A 20,006-nucleotide genomic window follows, 5' to 3' on the forward strand; every position below is an offset into this window, starting at 1 on the left:
AAATGTGCCGTTTGTTCTTGCCGCCGGATCCGGCGGATTTCCTGAAAGATTGACTGCCGGACTGTCACCAGAAATCGCGTCCGGGGTCAACATGTGAGAAGAGATTGATCTTGCAGATGCCTGTTTATTTCGCAACGCCGCATTCGTAAAGCTATCGGATGGCCGCTTCCGGCGTTGTTTCGGGATCAGGCGGGCTTGAAGCTTCCCAGATTTCCAACAGGCGCCGCCCGTCCGGGTGTTTCCTGCTGAACATGGGATACATGGGCACTTCCAGGAAGGTGGGGGAGTGAACGAGCAGGCTTGCTTCGTCACCCAGGAACACGGCCTTCCGGATCATGCCGACTTCCGTGCTCTCCATATAGACATCGGCCCGTTCGTGCAGAAGCATCGACCAGGCAAGCTGTTCCGTCGACACATATTCAACAGTGACACCCGCAGCCTCCAGCATGTCTTCATACCAGTAGTTTCTGACCGCAACCACGGAGAGCCCTTCCTTGCGAAGATCATCGAAGCTCAGTGGCCCGATGCCGTCCGGAAACCGGTCTTTCTTGTAAAAATGTACGTAGGTTGCCAGTCCGACGGGTCGTTCGGGAAAATAGAATTCCTCGCTTCGTTCATCCGTGTAGGACCAGGAAAAGGTTGCGGCGTAAGTCCCGTTCCTGACCATCTGGTACGATCGCTGCCAGGGCAGAAAGTCGAATTTCGCCTGATGCCCGGCTTGTTCGATTACCCGCCTGACGATCTGGGTGTGGCTTCCGAAGCCCGGTGACTTCGCGCCAATAAAAGGCGGCCATTCGCCAACCGCGAACGTGAAGGTTTCACTCCGCGATGCAGGAACGTACAGAAAGCAGAACAACATCAGTATGCAGATAAATGAACCGAGTTGCCTCACACCGGGCCCTCCATCTTCATTTGATGCAAGCGGCGAGACACTATCGGCAAACCTCTAGGAAAAGGTGAACCTGATTGAATACCTGGCGTGAAAATTCACCGGCTGTGCAGTCACGCCAGGTTGCTTGAGTCTTTGCAAAGACCACTTGAGATCAAGGGGCGACCGGGCCTATGAGAAGGAACGCGCGATCCGGCAGAGCACCTGACAATTTGAAGGACCAACTGATGACCTCCGCAGCAGACCGACTGGCAAACGTCCAGGCAGATATCAGAAGTGCCGAAGCCGAGTTTGGCAGGCCGGAAGGGTCGGTAACGTTGATTGCGGTCTCCAAGACCTTCGAAGCGGACGAGATCCGCCCGGTGCTTGAGGCAGGTCAGCAGGTTTTCGGCGAAAACAGGGTGCAGGAAGCCATGCACAAGTGGCCGGGGCTTCGTGAGGAGTTTGAAGGTATTGAATTGCATCTGATCGGCCCGCTGCAATCCAACAAGGCCAAGGAAGCGGTCGCGACCTTTGATGTCGTCCATACGGTTGACCGGCCGAAAATCGCAAGGGCACTGAAAGCCGAGATGGAAAAGCAGGGCAGGGATCTGCCGTGTTTCATTCAGGTAAACACGGGTGAAGAGCCCCAGAAGGCAGGCATCGCACCGAAGGATGTCGATGCCTTCGTGAAAGAGTGCAAGGAAGATGTCGGGCTCAACATTGTCGGCCTGATGTGCATTCCGCCGGTCGACGAAGCACCGGGCGAACATTTCGCGCTTCTGGAAAAAATCGCCGCCCGCAATGGTCTTGAGCAGCTTTCCATGGGCATGTCTTCCGACTATCCGGTCGCGGTCGGCTTTGGGGCCACGCATGTGCGTGTCGGATCCGCCATCTTCGGCTCGCGCGACTACACCTGATCAGAGCCTGCCGTTTCACGGAACGGCAATCAGACCGGGACTGGTATTGCTTCGGTTTGCAGGACTGGTCGCGAACCGAAGCATGGATAGCCGTTTCAACCAGTTTGTTTCGAATTTATAAATAAAATCAAATAGATATTCAGGCTGGTTTTTCCAGCGGAAGCCCCAGAACTGCCTAAAATCATTAAAAATGACGGTAGTTTGACCGACCTGTGGCTGATCTCCATGGCGGAACACAACATTGCCGCGAAGGTTTCAAAGAGCTGCCCTTTGCCGGTCGCGATCGGCCCGCAGTGTTTGTCTCGTTCCGGTTCGACGGGTCGCAGGGGCCTGGCGAACGGACGGAACGACAGGTGAGCCCAAAGCCGAATGGCACACGGGACACCTGACAAGACCCAAACCATTGGAGGTCATATCATGTCCAAACGTCTTACTGCTGCTCTTCTGATCGGTGCCTTTACCGCGTCTTCCGCAGCTCTTGCCCAGGGCATGTCGTTCGAGGCGGTGGATCTCGATCAGGACGGTTATGTCAGCTTCGAGGAAATCGCGGCAGCCGTCCCGACCCTTTCCGAAGATGCATTCAACGCGGCTGACAGCAATCAGGACAGCCTTCTGGATCCGGAAGAGTTCTCCTCCGTCCAGCCGTAACCGGGCTTCGGGCAATCAAACCCCCCGTCGGCTGCGTCAGCAGCCAGATTGCCCGAACAAGACCACCGTCGGTAAGGTCACGCCGGCGGTGGTTTTCCGTTTTGAAGGGACTTTCGAACTTTACTCGAACAATTGAGCCAACCCGGTCGGGTCAGGCTTCAGTCCAGCCAGAAATCCGGCGTCAGGAGCAGGATACCTGCCAGGATTTCCAGTCGACCGAGGATCATCTGAACCGCCAGAAACCATTTGGCGAGATCCGGTAGGGACTGGAACGTACCGGACGGACCAATGGTATCGCCAACGCCAGGACCAACATTCGCAAGGGCTGTGATGGAGGCGCTGAGCGCCGTCTCGAGATCAAGACCGAGCATCATGTAGATCAGCGAGAACGCCGCAAAAGCGCCTGCATAAAGAACGGCGAAGACAAGCACACCTTCCAGAACCGGATTTGACACGGCCCGGCCCTGGTATTTCGGCTCGACCACCCGGTGTGGCCGGATCATCCGTCGGAACAGGCCCTGGATGTAACTGCCCAGAATTGCGATCCGGAACATCTTGAAGCCTCCGGACGTGGATCCGCTGCAGCCGCCGAAGAACGTCAGCACGAAGAAAATCGCGATCACGGGCGGACCGAACTGCAGGTAGTCGTTGGCGGCATAGCCGGTGGTGGTGATAACCGAAACCACGTTGAAGACCGCGAATGTGAACATCTGGAACGGCGTGTCATGTCCGATGAACCGCTCGAACAGGAACACGCTGATCGAAGCTGCGGCGACAATGGCAAGCAGCAGCATGATCTGGACGTCTTTTACCCAATGCCGTCGCTCGATACTCCGGATCAGATAGAGGAACGGCACGGCGGATCCCAGCATGAACACCGAGGCGACCCAGTAAACAGCGAGGCCGTCGAATTGGCCGAAGGACTGGTCGGACGTGGAGAAGCCTCCTGTCGAGACGGTGGTCATGGAATGGATCACCGCTTCGAAAAAGGTCATTCCACACAGAAGGTAGAGCGTGGCGCAGGCAATCGACAGTCCGGCATAAAGGGCCAGCAGCCGGTAGACGAATGGGCCGACATGACCATAGGGCTTGCTGGTATTTTCAGACGATTCCAGCGCGAAGAGCTGGCTGCCACCAACGCGCAAGCCCGGCAGAAGCCAGATCCCGATGGCAACCACGCCAATGCCGCCAACCCATTGCAGCAGCGCCCGCCACAGCAAAATGCCCGGCGGCAGAGTGTCGAGACCCGTCAGGATTGTCGAACCGGTTGTGGTCAGGCCGGAGGCGGTCTCGAAGAAGGCGTCGGTGAAACTGATGCCGAGGCCGCTGAAGTAGAAGGGTACAGCGCCGGCAAAGGAGAAGGTGAACCAGGCGGCGTTGACGAACAGGATCGCTTCGCGAAAGTGGCTCGGCGGCTGTTCTCCCTGGAAAGCCATGGTCATGAGCAAGCCCGCGGTTCCAAGAACCAGGGCCGATACCAGAAAGACCTGCCAGTCCGAGTTTCTGGAGAACACATCCGCGATACCCGGAACGATCATCAGAACTGAAATCAGGATGAGCAATCGTCCGATTGGCAAAGCAATGGCGCGATAATTCATAGACTGGACGTCCGCAACGGTCGGCTGTCAGGACAGCAGGCGTGTGTGTCAAAAGACTGTCGTTATCTGCCTGTGCACCGCAAAAAGCAAGGCCAACGGAATTTGAGCCTGCCAATCGCCTGGAATGACCGGCAGGCTGGTTGGTCTGCGGGCGATCGGCAAAACTGCTTCTAAAACACACCTATGCGCCAGTTCATGTTGACCGGACCGGGAGGCTTTGCCAGAGTGATTTCATAAATTTGGGAGGAAAACATGAAAGTACTTTCCTGGGCGCTTGGCGCGGCAATGGCGCTTGGCCTGGCAGCCGGTTCGGCACAAGCAGCAGACACAACCTTGCGCATTTCGCTGCAATTGCCTCTGACGAGCCACCTCGGCCAGAATCTGCAGCTCTTCAAGGAAGAAGTAGAGAAAAACTCCAACGGCGACATTGCCGTGGAGATCTACGATTCCGCTCAGCTCTACAAGGACAACGAAGTTCCGGCAGCCGTCGGAAGCGGGTCCATCGAAATGGGCGTTGCGTCGCTGACGCGTTATGTCGGCGACATTCCTGCCGTCGACGTCTTCTATCAGCCGTTCCTGTTCGACACGGAAGAAAAGGTTCGTGCGGCCGTAGCCAAGGGATCTCCGGTGCGCGGACCGCTGGATGAGGCAATCGCGGAAACCGGTTCCACCGTTCTGTGGTGGCAGGCTTATGGCGGCTCCATCATGCTGTCCAATGGCGGACCGCTGAAAACCCCGGAAGATCTGAAAGGCAAGAAGGTTCGCGTCTTCGGCAAGACGCTTGGCGATTTTGTCACGGTTGCCGGCGGTGCGCCGACGCTGATTTCCGGTTCCGAACAGTATCTGGCCTACCAGCGCGGCACCGTGGACATCGGCATGACCGGCGTTTCCGGAGTGAAATCCCGCAAGCTCTGGGAAGTCATGGACACGATCACCGTGACCAACAATGCGGATATCGAGTTCATCGTCGTGGTGAACACCGATTTCTGGAACGGCCTGCCGGATGAGCACAAGAAGATCATCGAGGCTGCTGCCCTCAAGGCGGAAGCCGATGTGCGGGATCGGATGTCCCAGATCGAAGCTGAAGCTTACGAGATTTCGGAGCAGAACGGCATGACCATCTACACGCCGACCGCAGAAGAAATGACCGCCTGGAAAAGCGTAAGCCAGCCGGTCTACGACAACTTCGTCGAAAAAGCGGGCCCTCTCGGCAAGCAAGTTCTCGAAGCCGCTCAGAAATTCTGACGGCCCGCGGATCCTGAACGACGGAAGCGGCCGCGGCCATGCTGGTCGCTTCCAGTCACGGATGCCGGAGTTCCGGTGTCTTTTCGCGGCCTTGCCGATTGCTCGATCGACAGATGGTTTCATGAAAGCCTTCTATTTTCTTCTTCAGGCCTTTGCCTGGATCGCCGCGCTGCTGTTCGTCGCCGTGGGCTGCATGCTCACGTATGAAGTTCTGGCCCGGTATCTTTTCGTTGCACCGACCATCTGGGCGTCGGAGTTGTCTCAGCTGTGCCTGATCTGGGGCACCATGCTTGCCATGCCATGGCTGTTGAAAGCCGGTCGGCACATTGCGGTTGATGCGCTGACAGACCAGCTAAGCCTGGGCTGGCGCCGCGCCTGCCATGTGGTTGCCATGGGCTTTGTTGCGGTGTTCAGCATCCTGGTCGCCTGGAAAGGCGGCGGGATCTTCTACGATTCCTTCGAGCGAGGCCGCACCTCGGGCTCCATGCTGGACCTTCCCATGTGGATCTCCGAACTGTCCGTTCCGGTCGGGTTTGCGCTTCTGTTCGTGCAGGCCCTCATTGAGCTGGGCCAAAAGCCCAAGTCGGGCGATCATGAAGCGGTGGTGATGGAATGACGACAGTTCTCATTCTCGCTTCGCTGTTCACCTTGTTGCTGATCCGCGTGCCGGTGGCGTTCGCGCTGGGCGGTCTCGGCCTTGGAATGCTCATTCTCGGTGGTTTCTCGCCGCTGATGGCGCCCCAAGCGATCCTGTCGACGCTGGATGGCTTCATTCTTCTGGCGGTACCGCTGTTCCTGCTGATGTCCAACATCCTGCTGAAAGGCGGGGTCGGGCGGGATCTCTTTGCCGCCGTTCATGCCTGGGTCGGTCACTGGCCGGGTGGACTGGCCGTCGCGACCATCCTGTCCTGCGCCATTTTCGCAGCCATTTCCGGATCGTCGGTGGCAACGGCCGCCACCATCGGAACAGTTGCGATCCCGGAAATGATCCAGCGCGGCTACGAGCGGAAATTTGTCTACGGCCTGCTTGCCGCAGGTGGCACACTCGGCATTCTGATCCCGCCGTCGATCCCGATGATCGTCTATGGCTTCGTTACCGAACAATCGGTGATCGCGCTGTTCCTGGCAGGTGTTGGCCCGGGCCTTATGCTTGTGGTGTTCTTCATCGTTTTTTCCATGGTCTATGCCCGCTGGTTCGGCGGCTACACGCCGGAGCCGGCGTCAAGCTGGGACGAGCGCATGCGGGCAACTGTGCGGGCATTTCCCTCGATCCTGTTGGCGCTTGTTGTTATCGGCGCCATCTACAGCGGCGCGGCGACACCGACGGAAGCTGCAGCCATCGGCTTTGCCGTGGCGCTTCTGATTACCGGGCCCATCCTGCGTACGCTTACCTGGCAAGGTCTGAAGGAAGCCGCGTTCGACGCCATGGTGACGACCGTTGCCATCGTCTTGATCATCGCCGGGGCCAAGGTGTTCGGCAAGGCGATCACGCTTTACCGGATCCCGCAGGATATCTCGGTCTTCATCGGCCAGACCATCGATACGCCGCTCGCATTCATCATCGTGGTGTCGATCGTGCTTCTGATCATGGGGCTGGTGTTCGAGGCGCTGTCCATGGTGTTGATCATGACGCCCGTGCTGCTGCCGGCAGCCATGGCATTGGGCTTCGATCCGATCTGGTTCGGCGTCTATATGGTCGTCATGGTGGAATGCGCCCTGATCACACCGCCGGTCGGGCTCAATCTCTATGTCATCCAGTCGGTCGCGCGATCGAAACTGTCCGACGTCTCCCGTGGCGTGCTGCCATTCCTGGTGATCATGTTGATTTCGGTCGCGATCCTGTATGTCTGGACCGATCTCGCGCTCTATCTGCCATTCAAGTTCTGAGGTTTTTGTCATGCCGTCACCGGCAGCTACCCTTCGCGCGCTGCTGGAGCAGCCGAAACTTCACGTCATGCCTTGCTGTTATGATGCCTTGTCCGCCAAGCTGATCGAGCAGGCAGGGTTCGATCTCACCTTCATGTCCGGCTTTGCCGCCTCCGCATCGCGGATCGGGCAGCCGGATCTGGGGCTGATGTCCTATGGCGAAGTGCTCGATCAGGCGCGCAACATCACCGATGCGGTCCGGATTCCGCTGCTGGCGGATGGCGACACAGGTTACGGAAATGCCATGAACGTGCGCCGGACCGTGACCGGCATGGCCAAGGCAGGCGCTGCAGCCGTGATGATCGAGGACCAGGTGGCTCCGAAACGCTGCGGTCACACACCGGGCAAGGCGGTCGTTTCCCGCGAGGAAGCCTTTGACCGGATCCGGGCGGCGCAGGATGCCCAGGAGGCAGGGGCTGATATCCTGATCCTTGCCCGGACCGATGCCCGTCATGAGCACGGCCTTGCCGAGGCAATTGCCCGGGCGGCAAAGTTCAAGGAACTCGGCGCTGATATCCTGTTTGTCGAGGCGCCCAAGACGGTTGCCGAAATGCAGGAAATCTGCCGGGAACTGCCGGGCCCGAAGATGGCCAACATCGTGGAAGGCGGCGAAACTCCCGACCTTTCGCATGAAGAGCTTCGGGACATCGGTTACGCCATTGCCGCCTATCCTCTGACCCTGATGGCCAGCGCCATGAAGGCAATGGTCGCGACGTTGCAGCAGCTGAAGAGCGACCAGGACCGCACGCCGGATCTCATGGACTTCAAGGAGCTGCGGGACCGGATCGGCTTCAACGACTATTATGAGGTTTCGGCCAAATACGAGACGTCCAAGCGGGATTGATGCCGCCGGACTGTCCGGAACCCGGTCGCTCTGCCGAACTGCAAAATACGCCAACCCGTGCTACTCGGCGTTGGATTTATTGCAGATGGAATGTTAGACCCTGCGCGACTCAGAAGCTGTAACGGAAATCTTGAATGCAGGGCGAAAGACGCCGAAGACCTTCGCTGTCGCTGCCGATCCTGCGGACATCGCGCGACCAGCACCGGGACGGCACACTGACGCTCGGCAATTTGCTGTTGGCGCTGGGCGAGACGTCGTTCGGCTGGGCGATTGTGCTGTTTTCCCTGCTGACGCTTCTGCCGTTGCCTCCCGGCTCCTCGCTCGTCACTGGTCTGCCGGTGCTCGTCACCACGTTCCAGATGGTGCTCGGCTTTCCGCATGTGAAACTGCCCAGGCCGCTTGCACGCCTGTCGCTCAATCACAACAAGCTGCGGCGAACGATGGTGCGCCTGCGTCCCGTCACAATGCGGCTGGAGCGCGTGCTGGCCCACCGGTACGAAGGTCTGTTTGCGCGAAAACATGAGCGCTTGCTCGGGCTTGCGTTGTTCGTCATTGCGTTCACATTGTTTCTACCAGTGCCGCTCAGCGGCTGGTTTCCGGCGGTCGCGCTGTTCATCGCCGGCGTCGGCATTGTCGAGCGCGACGGACTGGTCGTCATCTTCGGTCTGTTGCTGGGTCTGGCCGCGGTGCTGCTCACCATCGCCATCCTGACGTCGATTGCGATTAGCACCCAAGCGTTCATGGCCTGAACCGAAAACCAGATGTTCGACAAGACGAAACGGCATGGATCCCATGGTCAAGCCACGGGATGACGGTGTAGAGACAGAAAACCGGATCAAGGAAAACGGGAATTTCCGCCGCTTCCTTGACTCTTGCCCGGGTTTCGGGCATATCCCCGCGAACTCCATATGAGTGATTGAAATTTCGATCCGCCGACCGGGACCCGCAAAGGTGTAAAGAGTTCCCGGAGGTTAACATCCGACAGCGCGTTGCGCCCTCGGGTGTCAAACTGCTTTGCGCGGATTGATCCGGTTGGAAATGACCGGCGGTTGCCCATATGGTTCGGGAGACTTCCCGAAACCGAGACTATTCAAGGACTACTGATGTTTGAAAGCCTGTCCGATCGATTAAGCGGTATTTTCGACAAGCTCACCGGCCGCGGTGCGCTGTCGGAAAACGACGTCAACGAGGCGCTGCGCGAAATCCGCCGCGCGCTGATCGAGGCCGACGTTGCGCTGCCGATCGTACGTTCCTTCACTGACAAGGTGCGCAACCGCGCCGTCGGTGCCGAGGTGGTCAAGTCCGTGACCCCGGGCCAGATGGTCGTGAAGATCGTTCATGACCAGCTGGTCGAGATGCTCGGTGAAGAAGCCCATCCGATCGACCTGAACGCTCCTGCACCGGTGGCGATCATGATGGTCGGTCTGCAGGGCTCCGGTAAAACCACCACCACGGCCAAGATTGCCCGTCGCCTGACCCAGCGCGACAAGCGCAAGGTGCTGATGGCATCGCTCGACACCCGCCGTCCGGCTGCCCAGGAGCAGCTGAAGGTTCTGGGTGAGCAGAACGACATCGATACGCTGCCGATCGTTGCCGGCCAGGGCCCGGTCGAAATCGCCAAGCGGGCCATGTCCGCCGCCAAGCTCGGCGGTTATGACGTGGTCATGCTCGACACCGCCGGCCGTATTCACATCGACGAGCCGCTGATGGTTGAAATGGCAGAGGTGAAAGCCGCTGCCCAGCCGCATGAAATCCTGCTGGTGGCGGATAGCCTGACCGGTCAGGACGCCGTCAACCTGGCGCAGAGTTTCGATGAACGCGTCGGCATCACCGGTATCGCCCTGACCCGTATGGACGGCGACGGCCGCGGCGGTGCGGCGCTCTCCATGCAGGCGGTTACCGGCAAGCCGGTCAAGCTGATCGGTACCGGCGAAAAATCAGACGCACTTGAAGACTTCCACCCGCGCCGGATCGCAGACCGCATCCTCGGCATGGGCGACATCGTCTCGCTGGTGGAAAAGGCTGCAGAAGCCATCGACGCGGAACAGGCCGCGAAAATGGCGAAGAAGATGCAGAAGGGTCACTTCGACCTGGAAGATCTCGCCGAGCAGCTGCGCCAGATGGAAAAGCTGGGCGGCATGTCCGGCATGATGGGCATGTTGCCGGGCATCGGCAAGATGAAGAAGCAGATCGAGGCTTCGAACATCGACGACAAGATGTTCAAGCGCCAGGTCGCCATCATCGAATCGATGACACCGGCCGAGCGCCAGAAGCCCGAACTGCTCAAGGCCAGCCGCAAGAAGCGTATTGCAGCCGGGTCGGGCATGGATGTTGCCGACGTCAACAAGCTTCTGAAAATGCACCGCCAGATGGCGGACATGATGAAGAAGATGGGCAAGGGCAAAGGCATGCTGGGCAAGCTGATGGGTGGCCTCGGCGGCGGCGGAATGCCGGATGTCGATCCCAAGCAGCTTGAGGAAATGGCCAAGTCCGGCCAGTTGCCGGGTGGCATGGAAATGCCGAAAGGCCTGCCCGGCGGGTTGGGCGGCGGTCTGCCGCCAGGCATGGGCATGCCGGGTCTTCCAGGCCTTGGCGGTCCGAAACTCCCCGGGTTTCCGGGTATGGGCAAGGGCAAGAAACGATGAGCGAAGCGGAGAACAAGCTGGGTGAAAGCCCCGCCTTGAGCGAACTGAAGGCTCTTCGGGCGTCCATCGACAACATTGATGCGGCTCTTGTTCACATGCTCGCCGAACGGTTCAAGTGCACCCAGAAAGTGGGTGTGCTGAAAGCCACCAACGACCTGCCGCCGGCTGATCCGGCGCGGGAGAAAATTCAGATCGAACGGCTGCGCCAGCTTGCGGGCGACGCCAATCTCGATCCTGACTTTGCCGAGAAATTCCTGAACTTCATCGTCAAGGAAGTGATCCGGCACCACGAAGCCATTGCCGCTGAAGCCGGCAACTGAACAAACTGGAGACATAAAAATGGCTACGAAAATTCGCCTGGCACGTGGCGGTTCCAAGAAGCGCCCGTATTACCGCATCGTTGTTGCTGACATCCGCTCCCCGCGCGATGGCCGTTTCATCGAAAAGGTCGGTTCCTACGACCCGATGCTGCCGAAGGATTCCGAAAACCGCGTGACCCTGAACGTCGAGCGTATTCAGCATTGGCTGGACAGCGGCGCAAAGCCGACCGACCGCGTTCACCGCTTCCTGGATGCTGCCGGCCTCTTGAAGCGTGAGCCGCGCAACAACCCGAAGAAAGCCGAGCTGGGCGCAAAGGCGAAGGAACGCGTTGAAGCCAAGCGTCAGGCTGAAGAAGAAGCAGCTGCTGCTGCCGCTGAAGCTGCTGCCGCTCCGGCAGAAGAAGCAGCTGCCGAATAAGCAGATGCGCCAAGCCGCACCGGAAGACATTGGCCAGGGAGCCTTTTGAGATGACGTCCAAGGACGATCAGAAGGTACTGATGGCCAAGATCGGTGCGGCGCATGGCATTCGCGGGGAAGTGCGGGTCAAACCTTACGGCGATGACCCGCTTTCCTTTGCCGACTACGGCATTCTGACCACCCGGGACGGCAAACGTTCCTTCGAGGTGGAACGGGCGCGGGTGCAGAAGACGGTGGTGATCACCAAGTTCAAGGGGATCGCGGACCGCAACCAGGCGGAAGAGCTGAACGGTGTCGATCTCTTTATCGACCGTGACCAGCTGCCCGAACCTGAAGACGACGAATTCTACTATTCCGACCTGACCGGCCTCGATGTGCTCGACCAGACTGGCGAGACACTCGGGAAGATCATTGCGGTGCAGGATTTCGGAGCCGGCGATCTGCTGGAAGTCCGGCCAAAACGCGGCCGCAGCTTCTATGTTCCGTTCACGAAGGAATTCGTGCCGGAGATCGACCTGGAGAACGGCCGGGTCAGCGCTTCACTGCCGGAGGATTACTTCTCCGAAGGAGCTCCTGAGCCTTCTGAAGACGAGCCGGACAGGTAACGCGTTGGCACGGGCTGCAAGCCCATCTTGCGTAGGTTGAGCTCTTCGCGCTCCTCCGCGGGAACGTCCTGGCGAACAGCCTGCCGAACCTCGGAACGCTTCAGCGCAATCAGTGCGACGACCAGTGCAACCCCGATTCCGTTGGCGAAGGCATCCTGCAACGACATTTCGTGGTGGGGAATGAAGCCCTGCACCACTTCACCCGCGAGACCCATGCCGAAGGCGACGACGGCGGAAATGCGCAGCCGGCAGCAGAACAGCGCATGGATCGACAGGGTCAGAAGTGCGAAAAAGCCGATATGGATGACCTTGTCATAGGGGTGGCCGACGCCGGTGTTGAACACAAGGCCGGCCAGCACGCCGAAGGTCATCAAGGCGAACAGGGGCAGCACGCGGCTCAGGGAAATGTCGAGATAGTGGCGGTCGACATGCACCTGAATGAAACGGGGAAGCTTGAAACGCAGGACTGGAAATTTTGCCACGGCAATAAACCCGATTGAAACGCTCTTGCCACTTTATACTGCGAGCCTTAATCAGAGCTTTCTTTCCGGCGGCTACCCTGAAGAATTCGACAGGTTTTTAGGAAAGCGGTAAACGGCTCGTTAACCAATGGGCGGTTTTGGACCCGGGCATACCGGCCAATCAGCAGAACTGACAGGCGTAATGACGTTCAAGGCAACCATTCTGACGCTCTACCCGGACATGTTTCCAGGGCCCCTGGGCCACAGCCTTTCGGGCCGGGCGCTGGACAAGGGGCTTTGGCAGCTGGAAACCAGCCAGATCCGTGACTTTGCGACGGACAAGCACCGCTCCGTTGACGATACGCCGGCCGGTGGCGGTGCCGGTATGGTGCTCAGGGCCGATATCCTGGCCAGGGCCATTGATGCGGCGGCCCCCGCTGACGACCCGCGCCCGCGGCTCCTGATGAGCCCGCGCGGGACGCCCTTTACCCAGGACCGTGCGCATGAACTTGCCGAAGGCCCTGGCGCAGTCATCGTCTGTGGTCGGTTTGAGGGGGTCGACCAGCGGGTGATCGACGCGCGCGGTCTGGAGGAAGTCTCCGTCGGCGACTACATCCTGTCCGGCGGCGAAATCGGCGCGCTGACCATGCTGGACGCTGTTGTCCGGCTTATCCCTGGCGTCATGGGCAACATGGACAGTGCGGAAACCGAAAGCTTCGAGGGTGGCCTGCTGGAACACCCGCAATACACGCGGCCGGCCGAGTTCGAAGGCCTGACCATTCCCGAGGTTCTGACCTCGGGCAATCACCGGAAGATCCACGAGTGGCGCATGGCCGAAGCCGAGCGCCTGACACGCGAGCGGCGGCCGGATCTCTGGGATGCGTACATGGCGGATGAAGACGACGTGGATTGAAGAATCCGCATGACAGTGGCGCAAATTTCCTGTATACGCGCGCCGAAGCTGGGTGAAGTTGTGTCTTTTCCTTGGAAAGACCTGCGTCCTGAACCGGACCAAAAGGACCGGAAAATCAGGAAAGTCCAGCCGACAAGCAACATGGCCCAAAGTCGGTGAACCCGTTTCCGGCCAAAACCGGAAAACGCTCTGACCGCTTTGTAATTCAAAAGGGAAATATGCCATGAACATCATCGAGCAGCTCAATGCTGAGGAAATGGCGAAAATCGAAGAGCAGCGCAAGCTGCCGGAATTTTCTCCTGGTGACACCGTTCGCGTCAACGTGAAGGTCACCGAAGGTACGCGTACCCGTACCCAGGCTTACGAAGGCGTCTGCATCGCCCGTTCCGGCGGCGGCATCAACGAGAGCTTCACGGTTCGCAAGATTTCTTACGGCGAAGGCGTCGAGCGCGTTTTCCCGGTCTACTCCCCGATGCTGGAAGGCGTTGAAGTGGTTCGCCGCGGTAAGGTCCGTCGCGCGAAGCTCTACTACCTGCGCGACCGTCGCGGCAAGTCTGCCCGTATCGTCGAAAACACCAATGCTCGTTCCAAGCGCCTCAACGAAGAAGTGCGTGCGGAAGTGGCTGCTGCCAAGGCAGCTGCTGCAGAAGCCAAGGCCGCTGCCAAGGAAGCTGCAGAGAACGCAGCCGAATAAGCCGGCCCGTCAAAACGTTTCGAAAAGGCGGTCCTTCGGGCCGCCTTTTTTGCATTTGCGCCAAACCCCGGCGCAGCCCGATGCAAATCCGGGGTTTTGCGCCCCGTTCTTCCTGCGCCGGTCAATCTGAGTTGAATTCAGCTCAACTCGGAACGCTTGACCTTCAGGCGGCGCTGCGTCATTCACTAGCTACGATAAACGAGGATAGACCCTTGCGGCTGGACGCGCCGCGACGGGCATCACCGGGCATTTCGCAAACTTTAGACCGTTTGACCGTTTGCTCGGATGGACCGAGGAGAGACCCATGGCCAACGCACGGACGCTTTACGACAAGATCTGGGACGACCACGTGGTCGACATGCAGCCGGACGGGACCGGTCTGCTCTACATCGATCGCCACCTGGTGCATGAAGTTACCAGTCCGCAGGCATTCGAAGGCCTGCGCATGGCCGGCCGCCAGGTGCGCCAGCCGGAGAAGACGCTTGCCGTGGTCGACCACAACGTTCCGACCACCGACCGCCGTCACGGCATCGATGATCCGGAATCGGCCCTGCAGGTCGACACGCTGGCCAAGAACGCGGCGGAATTCGGCATCGAATATTATTCCGAACTCGACATGCGTCAGGGCGTCGTTCACATCGTGGGTCCCGAGCAAGGCTTCACCCTGCCCGGCATGACCATTGTGTGCGGCGACAGCCACACCTCCACCCATGGCGCTTTCGGCTCCCTCGCCCACGGTATCGGCACATCCGAAGTGGAACACGTTCTGGCCACCCAGACGCTGATCCAGAAGAAAGCCAAGAACATGCTGGTGAAGGTCGACGGCAAGATCCCTGCCGGCGTCACCGCGAAAGACATCGTTCTGGCCATCATCGGCAAGATCGGTACCGCAGGCGGCACCGGCTACGTGATCGAGTATGCCGGCGAAGCAATCCGTGCCCTGTCGATGGAAGGCCGCATGACGGTCTGCAACATGTCCATCGAGGCTGGTGCACGCGCAGGCCTGATCGCACCGGACGAAATCACCTACAAGTACATCGAAGGCCGCCCCAAGGCGCCCAAGGGCGAAGCCTGGGACATGGCTCTCGGCTACTGGAAGACCCTGCATTCGGATGCGGACGCCTATTTCGACAAGGTCATCGAACTGGACGCCGCCAACCTGCCGCCGATCGTTTCCTGGGGCTCGTCTCCGGAAGACGTCATCTCGGTGGAAGGTGTCGTGCCGGATCCGGCCGAAATCGCTGATGAAAACCGCCGCGAGTCCAAGAAGCGCGCCCTGGAATACATGGGCCTGCAGCCGGGCACCAAGATCACCGACATCAAGATCGACCGCGCCTTCATCGGTTCGTGCACCAACGGCCGCATTGAAGACCTGCGTGCTGCGGCTGCCGTCATCGGCAATCACAAGGTGGCAGCAGGCGTCAGCGCCATGGTTGTCCCGGGCTCTGGTCTGGTGAAGGAACAGGCCGAGGAAGAAGGTCTGGACGTCATCTTCAAGGAAGCAGGCTTTGAATGGCGTGAGCCGGGCTGCTCCATGTGCCTTGCCATGAATGCGGACAAGCTGAAGCCGGGCGAGCGCTGTGCGTCGACGTCCAACCGCAACTTCGAAGGCCGTCAGGGTCACAAGGGCCGGACCCATCTGGTTTCGCCGGCCATGGCGGCAGCGGCGGCAATCGCCGGCCATTTTGTCGATATCCGCGAGTGGACGACGAATTGATTCGACCGCATTTCGGTTCGTGAGAAAGGGCGCCGCAAGGCGCCCTTTTTGCTTCTCCCCGTAAAACAGTCACAATGACGCAGGGGATTTTGCTTTTGCGTAAATAATTCATGTAGTTAAGAAAAATCCTTTGCCGGGTCTGATCTGGCGACAACTGCACTCAGAAATGATTTTCCCGGGCTTCACAAGACTGTCACCTCGGCACTACAATACTCCCGTCACAAAAGGACTGTTCCGCTGTCCGATTGACCGGATAACGGACATTCCGACAGGTCAACGCGCTGTCAGTTGGCACCTGATTGCTGGAAGTTGATCCAACGTAAGTCGTTAGAGCAACGCATCCGCGTGTGGATTCGGCATGCTCTGGGAATGAGGAGCGGAAGGTGACGATAGCGGTTTCGTCGGGCGCCCATCCGGCGTTGGTGCTCAATGCGGATTACCGGCCTTTGAGCTACTACCCCCTGTCGCTGTGGAGTTGGCAGGATACCATCAAGGCTGTGTTCCTGGACCGGGTGAACATCGTTGCCGAATACGATGCGGCGGTTCGAAGTCCGAGCTTCGAGTTCCGATTACCCAGTGTGGTCTCTCTCAAGACCTTCGTGAAACCCAGCCGATACCCTGCCTTTACCCGATTTAACGTCTTTCTCCGCGACAAATTCCAGTGTCAGTACTGCGGCTCCAAGGATGAGCTGACCTTCGACCACCTTGTGCCGCGTTCCAAGGGTGGTCTGACGACCTGGGACAATGTCATCACCGCCTGTTCCCCCTGCAATCTGCGCAAGTCCAACAAGTCGTGCCAGCAACTGAACATGTGGCCGATGCACATGCCGTTCCAGCCGACCATCCAGGACCTGCACAACAACGGCCGCGGTTTCCCGCCCAACTATCTGCACGATAGCTGGCTGGATTTCCTCTACTGGGATACCGAGCTGGAACCGTAGTCTCCGGTTCGTATTGCGAGCCTTCAGGCGGGGTCATCAAAAGCCCTTGTGACGGCGCCAAAGCGTCTGCGTCGGAGCGCCTATTCCACGTTGCAGGCAACTGGCAGTTGACATCCAGTGGATGTATTTATGCCGTTGAATATTTGATTTTAACGAGGCTTTAACCTCGTTCCCAAAGTTCATTCACTGTTTTTTCTTAAAGTGTGTAGTAGCTGTCTTTATCTCCCTTGAGGCGGCGCCATACATGTCTCTTCTTTTCTGGAATTTCAAAATAAACAGACGATTTCTCACGCAACGTGAAGGGGCCGTTTTGCCCATCTTTGCGTTGATGGTGATTTTTCTGATTGTCGTCATGGGCGCAGCCGTGGACGTTTCGCGCACGGTCAACGCCCGCGAAAAGCTGTCTTATGCGATCGATGCAGCCGCACTGTCCGTGGCGGCGGATCTGTCGACATCGCTCATGACGGATGAACAGATCAAGCAGGCGCTGACGGATTCCTTCAAGTCCAACCTGGACGGTGCCGAGTTTCTGGCCGAAGCCATCAAGAACCTGACCTTTGTGGTCGATGCGGAAAATGGAACCATTAAGGTCTCCTCGACGGCCAGCCTGCAGAATTACTTCATCGATTTCGGTGGCTACATGATGAAGAACCTGGGTCCGGAGACCTTTGCCTTCGGAACCAGTTCACAGGTCTCCTATTCCAAGTTCAATGTGGAGCTGGCCCTTGTGGTGGACGTCACCGGCTCGATGTCCTCAAGCGACATGAACACGCTGCGCGATGCCTCGACGGCGGTGGTCAACATCCTGCTGCCCGAGGACGTGGAAGAAGACGATGCCAAGGTGCGCATTTCACTGGTTCCCTACAGCCAGGGCGTCAACCTCGGCACCTATGCAAAAAAGGTGAAGGGCGGCGATTTCTACAGCGTCAGCGGCAACTGCGTCACGGAACGTCAGGATTATTCCACCTATGAGGTCATGCTCACGGACGATCCCTATAACTACTACAAGAAGGCCAGCCCTCCTCCGGCACAGACCTTTTTTGGCGGGGGCAGCAGCAGTTGCTCCTCCACGTCCAAGCTGGTGCCGTTGACCAAGAGCCGCTCCACGTTGCTGCCGGCGATTTCCGCTCTCAACAACACTGGCGGTACGGCGGGTCAGACCGGGGTTGCCTGGGGCTGGTACAGCCTGTCGCCGAACTACGCCAACGTATGGCCTGCGGACAGCGCGCCTGCGGCCTATTCAGACGGCGATACGCTCAAGTTCGCGATCATCATGACTGACGGCGACAACAACCGGTATTACCAATATATCGAACAGGAGGAGCAGTGCGGCTGGGTCAAGAAAAACGGCAAGTCGACCTGGCAATGCAGCACAGTGGCCGTGAACGCCTGGCGGGAAACAGGTGAAAGCGAAAGCTACAACAACACCTCTTCCGTCCGCTCACGAGACATCTGTGCGGCCATGAAAGCTGCCAACATCCAGGTTTTCGGAGTTTACTTCGGAACCAGCAATACATCCGCAGGGGCAAAAAACATGCAGTCCTGCGCAAGCCAGGGAAACTATTATCAGGCTGCATCGTCCGATGAACTCATAGGAGCGTTCGCAAACATCGCGCGGAAGATCCAGTCGATCTACCTGTCCAAATAAGAACCGCCGGACGACCGGCCAGCGAAAAGCGTCAGTCTTGATTCTTTCCGATTGGTTTACCAAACGGAAACAACCCCCTATTTTCTACATTCCGTTTAAGGAATTAGGTACTTTTCTAGAGTAACTGTCTCACAAAATGACGAGGCAGTAATGCAGTATTTGAAGCGTCTCATTTGCCGACCCCTGCTTGCAGAGTTTACCGGCGACCGCAAAGCATCCATTTTGCCAATTTTCGGTATGCTGGTGATCCTGATCGTCGTGATCGCGGGGATTACCATCGACGTGTCCCGAACGGTGAATGCGCGCGAAAAACTGTCCTTTGCGATTGATGCCGCGGCACTTTCGGTCGCGGCGGACCTGTCGACCAGCGTCATGAGCGACGACCAGATCAAGCAGGCTCTGGCGGATTCCTTCAAGGCCAACCTGGCCGACGTCGAATTCCTGGACGAGGCAATCGACAATCTCGACTTCGTCGTCGATCCGGACAACGGCACCATCAAGGTAACGTCCACGGCCTCTCTCAAGAACTACTTCATCGACATGGGCGGTTATGGCAAGAGTGCCCTCGGCCCGGAAACATTCAGCTTCGGAACGAGCTCACAGGTCACCTACTCACGCTTTGACGTCGAACTGGCCCTCGTCGTCGACGTTACCGGGTCCATGCGCAACGACATGGATACGCTGCGGGATGCCTCCGAAGGCCTGGTGAACATCTTGATCCCGGATGGAACCGAAGAATCCGAAAGCAAGGTCCGTATTTCGCTGGTGCCATACAGCCAGGGGGTCAACCTGGGAGCTTACGCTTCCAAGGTGAAGGGTGGCCTCTTCGGCTATGCCGACAGCAGCAAATGCGTGACGGAACGCCAGGATTACGACGACGGCGAAGATCTTTACGAAGTTCGCTACACCGACAAGACCTACAATTACTACGACAAGACCGATCCGCCGCCGAAGGCCGTGTTTTACGGCGGTGGCAGCAACAATTGTTCCAGCACGTCGAAGATGATCCCGCTGACATCCGACCGGGACGAGTTGCTCGATGCGATCGCCGACCTGGATGATAACGGCGGTACGGCAGGCCAGACCGGTGTGGTCTGGGGCTGGAACAGCATCTCGCCGAACTATTCGGACGTCTGGCCTCTTGCAAGCAAGCCGGAGCCTTATGACAACGAGGATGTTCTCAAGTTCGCGATCATCATGACCGACGGGGATAACAACCGGTACTACGAATACATCGGCGAACGGGAAGAATGCGACTGGGTTTATTCCAGACGACATGGCTGGCAGTACAAGTGTGAGACGGTTACGGTCAATCAGTGGCAGGAACGCAGCGAAAGCGAAAGCTACAGCAACAATTCCTCAACGGCTCAGCGTGCGCTTTGCCAGGCCATGAAGGACGAAGGAATTTCGATCTTCGGTGTCTATTTCGGCACCAGCAACACCTCGGCCGGGTCGAGAAACATGCAGTCCTGCGCCAGCACGGGCAATTTCTATAAGGCGACGAGTTCGGACGAGCTGATCAACGCCTTTGCCAATATCGCCAAGAAGATCCAGCAGATCTACGTTTCGAGGTAACTGAACCCTTCCGGGATCGG

The 20,006-nt window shown here is 58.4% G+C and carries 20 protein-coding genes; 17 read left to right on the plus strand and 3 right to left on the minus strand.

Annotated features, from left to right (window positions below; genetic code table 11):
• Window positions 1–151 precede the first annotated feature (151 nt).
• On the minus strand, window positions 152–856 hold the full coding sequence (locus HCG46_RS20925; RefSeq protein ID WP_168687291.1) for a transporter substrate-binding domain-containing protein: 705 nt from the start codon (window positions 854–856) through the stop codon (window positions 152–154).
• Window positions 857–1,116: 260 nt separating this feature from the next.
• Here HCG46_RS20925 and HCG46_RS20930 point away from each other — a divergent pair, with 260 nt between their 5' ends.
• Both HCG46_RS20930 and HCG46_RS20935 read left to right on the plus strand, forming a co-directional pair.
• A complete protein-coding gene (locus tag HCG46_RS20930) occupies window positions 1,117–1,788 on the plus strand; it encodes a YggS family pyridoxal phosphate-dependent enzyme (protein ID WP_168687292.1) in 672 nt (223 codons plus the stop codon).
• A gap of 417 nt (window positions 1,789–2,205) precedes the next feature.
• A complete protein-coding gene (locus HCG46_RS20935) occupies window positions 2,206–2,436 on the plus strand; it encodes a hypothetical protein (protein WP_023002475.1) in 231 nt (76 codons plus the stop codon).
• 158 nt (window positions 2,437–2,594) lie between these two features.
• On the opposite strand, the gene HCG46_RS20940 is transcribed toward HCG46_RS20935, so the two are convergent.
• The gene (locus tag HCG46_RS20940) at window positions 2,595–4,034 is read right to left on the minus strand and encodes a TrkH family potassium uptake protein (protein ID WP_209009562.1); all 1,440 of its coding nucleotides are present in this window, start codon (window positions 4,032–4,034) and stop codon (window positions 2,595–2,597) included.
• Window positions 4,035–4,286: 252 nt separating this feature from the next.
• On the opposite strand from HCG46_RS20940, the gene dctP reads away from it, so the two are divergent.
• The 9 genes from dctP to rimM all read left to right on the plus strand — a co-directional run bounded on the left by dctP (window position 4,287) and on the right by rimM (window position 12,037).
• Window positions 4,287–5,279 (plus strand): TRAP transporter substrate-binding protein DctP, encoded by a 993-nt coding sequence (gene dctP, locus HCG46_RS20945; RefSeq protein WP_023002477.1) that lies wholly within the window; start codon window positions 4,287–4,289, stop codon window positions 5,277–5,279.
• 121 nt (window positions 5,280–5,400) lie between these two features.
• The gene (locus tag HCG46_RS20950) at window positions 5,401–5,895 is read left to right on the plus strand and encodes a TRAP transporter small permease (protein WP_168687293.1); all 495 of its coding nucleotides are present in this window, start codon (window positions 5,401–5,403) and stop codon (window positions 5,893–5,895) included.
• Window positions 5,892–7,166 (plus strand): TRAP transporter large permease, encoded by a 1,275-nt coding sequence (locus HCG46_RS20955; protein ID WP_023002479.1) that lies wholly within the window; start codon window positions 5,892–5,894, stop codon window positions 7,164–7,166. The genes HCG46_RS20950 and HCG46_RS20955 overlap by 4 nt, the downstream gene beginning before the upstream one ends.
• Window positions 7,167–7,176: 10 nt before the next feature.
• Entirely contained in the window at window positions 7,177–8,049 is an 873-nt protein-coding gene (locus HCG46_RS20960; RefSeq protein WP_168687294.1) for an isocitrate lyase/PEP mutase family protein, read from the plus strand.
• 134 nt (window positions 8,050–8,183) lie between these two features.
• Window positions 8,184–8,798, plus strand: coding sequence for an exopolysaccharide biosynthesis protein (locus HCG46_RS20965; RefSeq protein ID WP_023002481.1), 615 nt, complete (start codon window positions 8,184–8,186; stop codon window positions 8,796–8,798).
• Between the two features lie 354 nt (window positions 8,799–9,152).
• Complete coding sequence (gene ffh, locus HCG46_RS20970) at window positions 9,153–10,694, plus strand: signal recognition particle protein (protein ID WP_023002482.1); 1,542 nt, start codon at window positions 9,153–9,155, stop codon at window positions 10,692–10,694.
• Window positions 10,691–11,014: a chorismate mutase gene (locus HCG46_RS20975; RefSeq protein WP_055660229.1), complete on the plus strand. Its 324-nt coding sequence runs from the start codon at window positions 10,691–10,693 to the stop codon at window positions 11,012–11,014. Before ffh ends, HCG46_RS20975 begins: the two co-directional genes overlap by 4 nt.
• Window positions 11,015–11,033: 19 nt before the next feature.
• Window positions 11,034–11,432, plus strand: coding sequence for a 30S ribosomal protein S16 (gene rpsP, locus HCG46_RS20980; RefSeq protein WP_023014459.1), 399 nt, complete (start codon window positions 11,034–11,036; stop codon window positions 11,430–11,432).
• Window positions 11,433–11,482: 50 nt separating this feature from the next.
• Window positions 11,483–12,037, plus strand: a complete 555-nt coding sequence (gene rimM, locus HCG46_RS20985) for a ribosome maturation factor RimM (protein ID WP_168687295.1) — start codon at window positions 11,483–11,485, stop codon at window positions 12,035–12,037.
• Here the strand turns inward: rimM and HCG46_RS20990 are convergent.
• Window positions 11,986–12,519: an antibiotic resistance protein VanZ gene (locus HCG46_RS20990; protein ID WP_075282740.1), complete on the minus strand. Its 534-nt coding sequence runs from the start codon at window positions 12,517–12,519 to the stop codon at window positions 11,986–11,988. The two genes, rimM and HCG46_RS20990, sit on opposite strands and share 52 nt — an antisense overlap.
• Before the next feature lie 181 nt (window positions 12,520–12,700).
• Between HCG46_RS20990 and trmD the strand changes: the two genes are divergently transcribed.
• From trmD to HCG46_RS21020, 6 genes are all read left to right on the plus strand, one after another.
• A complete protein-coding gene (trmD, locus tag HCG46_RS20995; protein ID WP_168687296.1) occupies window positions 12,701–13,411 on the plus strand; it encodes a tRNA (guanosine(37)-N1)-methyltransferase TrmD in 711 nt (236 codons plus the stop codon).
• A 223-nt stretch (window positions 13,412–13,634) separates the two neighbouring features.
• A complete protein-coding gene (rplS, locus tag HCG46_RS21000) occupies window positions 13,635–14,105 on the plus strand; it encodes a 50S ribosomal protein L19 (RefSeq protein ID WP_023002488.1) in 471 nt (156 codons plus the stop codon).
• Between the two features lie 304 nt (window positions 14,106–14,409).
• Window positions 14,410–15,822, plus strand: coding sequence for a 3-isopropylmalate dehydratase large subunit (gene leuC / locus HCG46_RS21005; RefSeq protein ID WP_023002489.1), 1,413 nt, complete (start codon window positions 14,410–14,412; stop codon window positions 15,820–15,822).
• A 383-nt stretch (window positions 15,823–16,205) separates the two neighbouring features.
• Window positions 16,206–16,763 carry an HNH endonuclease gene (locus tag HCG46_RS21010; protein WP_006936861.1) on the plus strand — a complete coding sequence of 186 codons (558 nt, stop codon included), beginning with the start codon at window positions 16,206–16,208 and terminating at the stop codon, window positions 16,761–16,763.
• 310 nt (window positions 16,764–17,073) lie between these two features.
• Entirely contained in the window at window positions 17,074–18,411 is a 1,338-nt protein-coding gene (locus tag HCG46_RS21015; protein ID WP_209009563.1) for a TadE/TadG family type IV pilus assembly protein, read from the plus strand.
• Window positions 18,412–18,561: 150 nt separating this feature from the next.
• On the plus strand, window positions 18,562–19,986 hold the full coding sequence (locus HCG46_RS21020) for a TadE/TadG family type IV pilus assembly protein (RefSeq protein WP_205838622.1): 1,425 nt from the start codon (window positions 18,562–18,564) through the stop codon (window positions 19,984–19,986).
• Window positions 19,987–20,006 lie beyond the last annotated feature (20 nt).

The sequence above is a fragment of the Labrenzia sp. PO1 genome, from assembly GCF_012273635.1.
Lineage (GTDB): Bacteria > Pseudomonadota > Alphaproteobacteria > Rhizobiales > Stappiaceae > Roseibium > Roseibium algicola.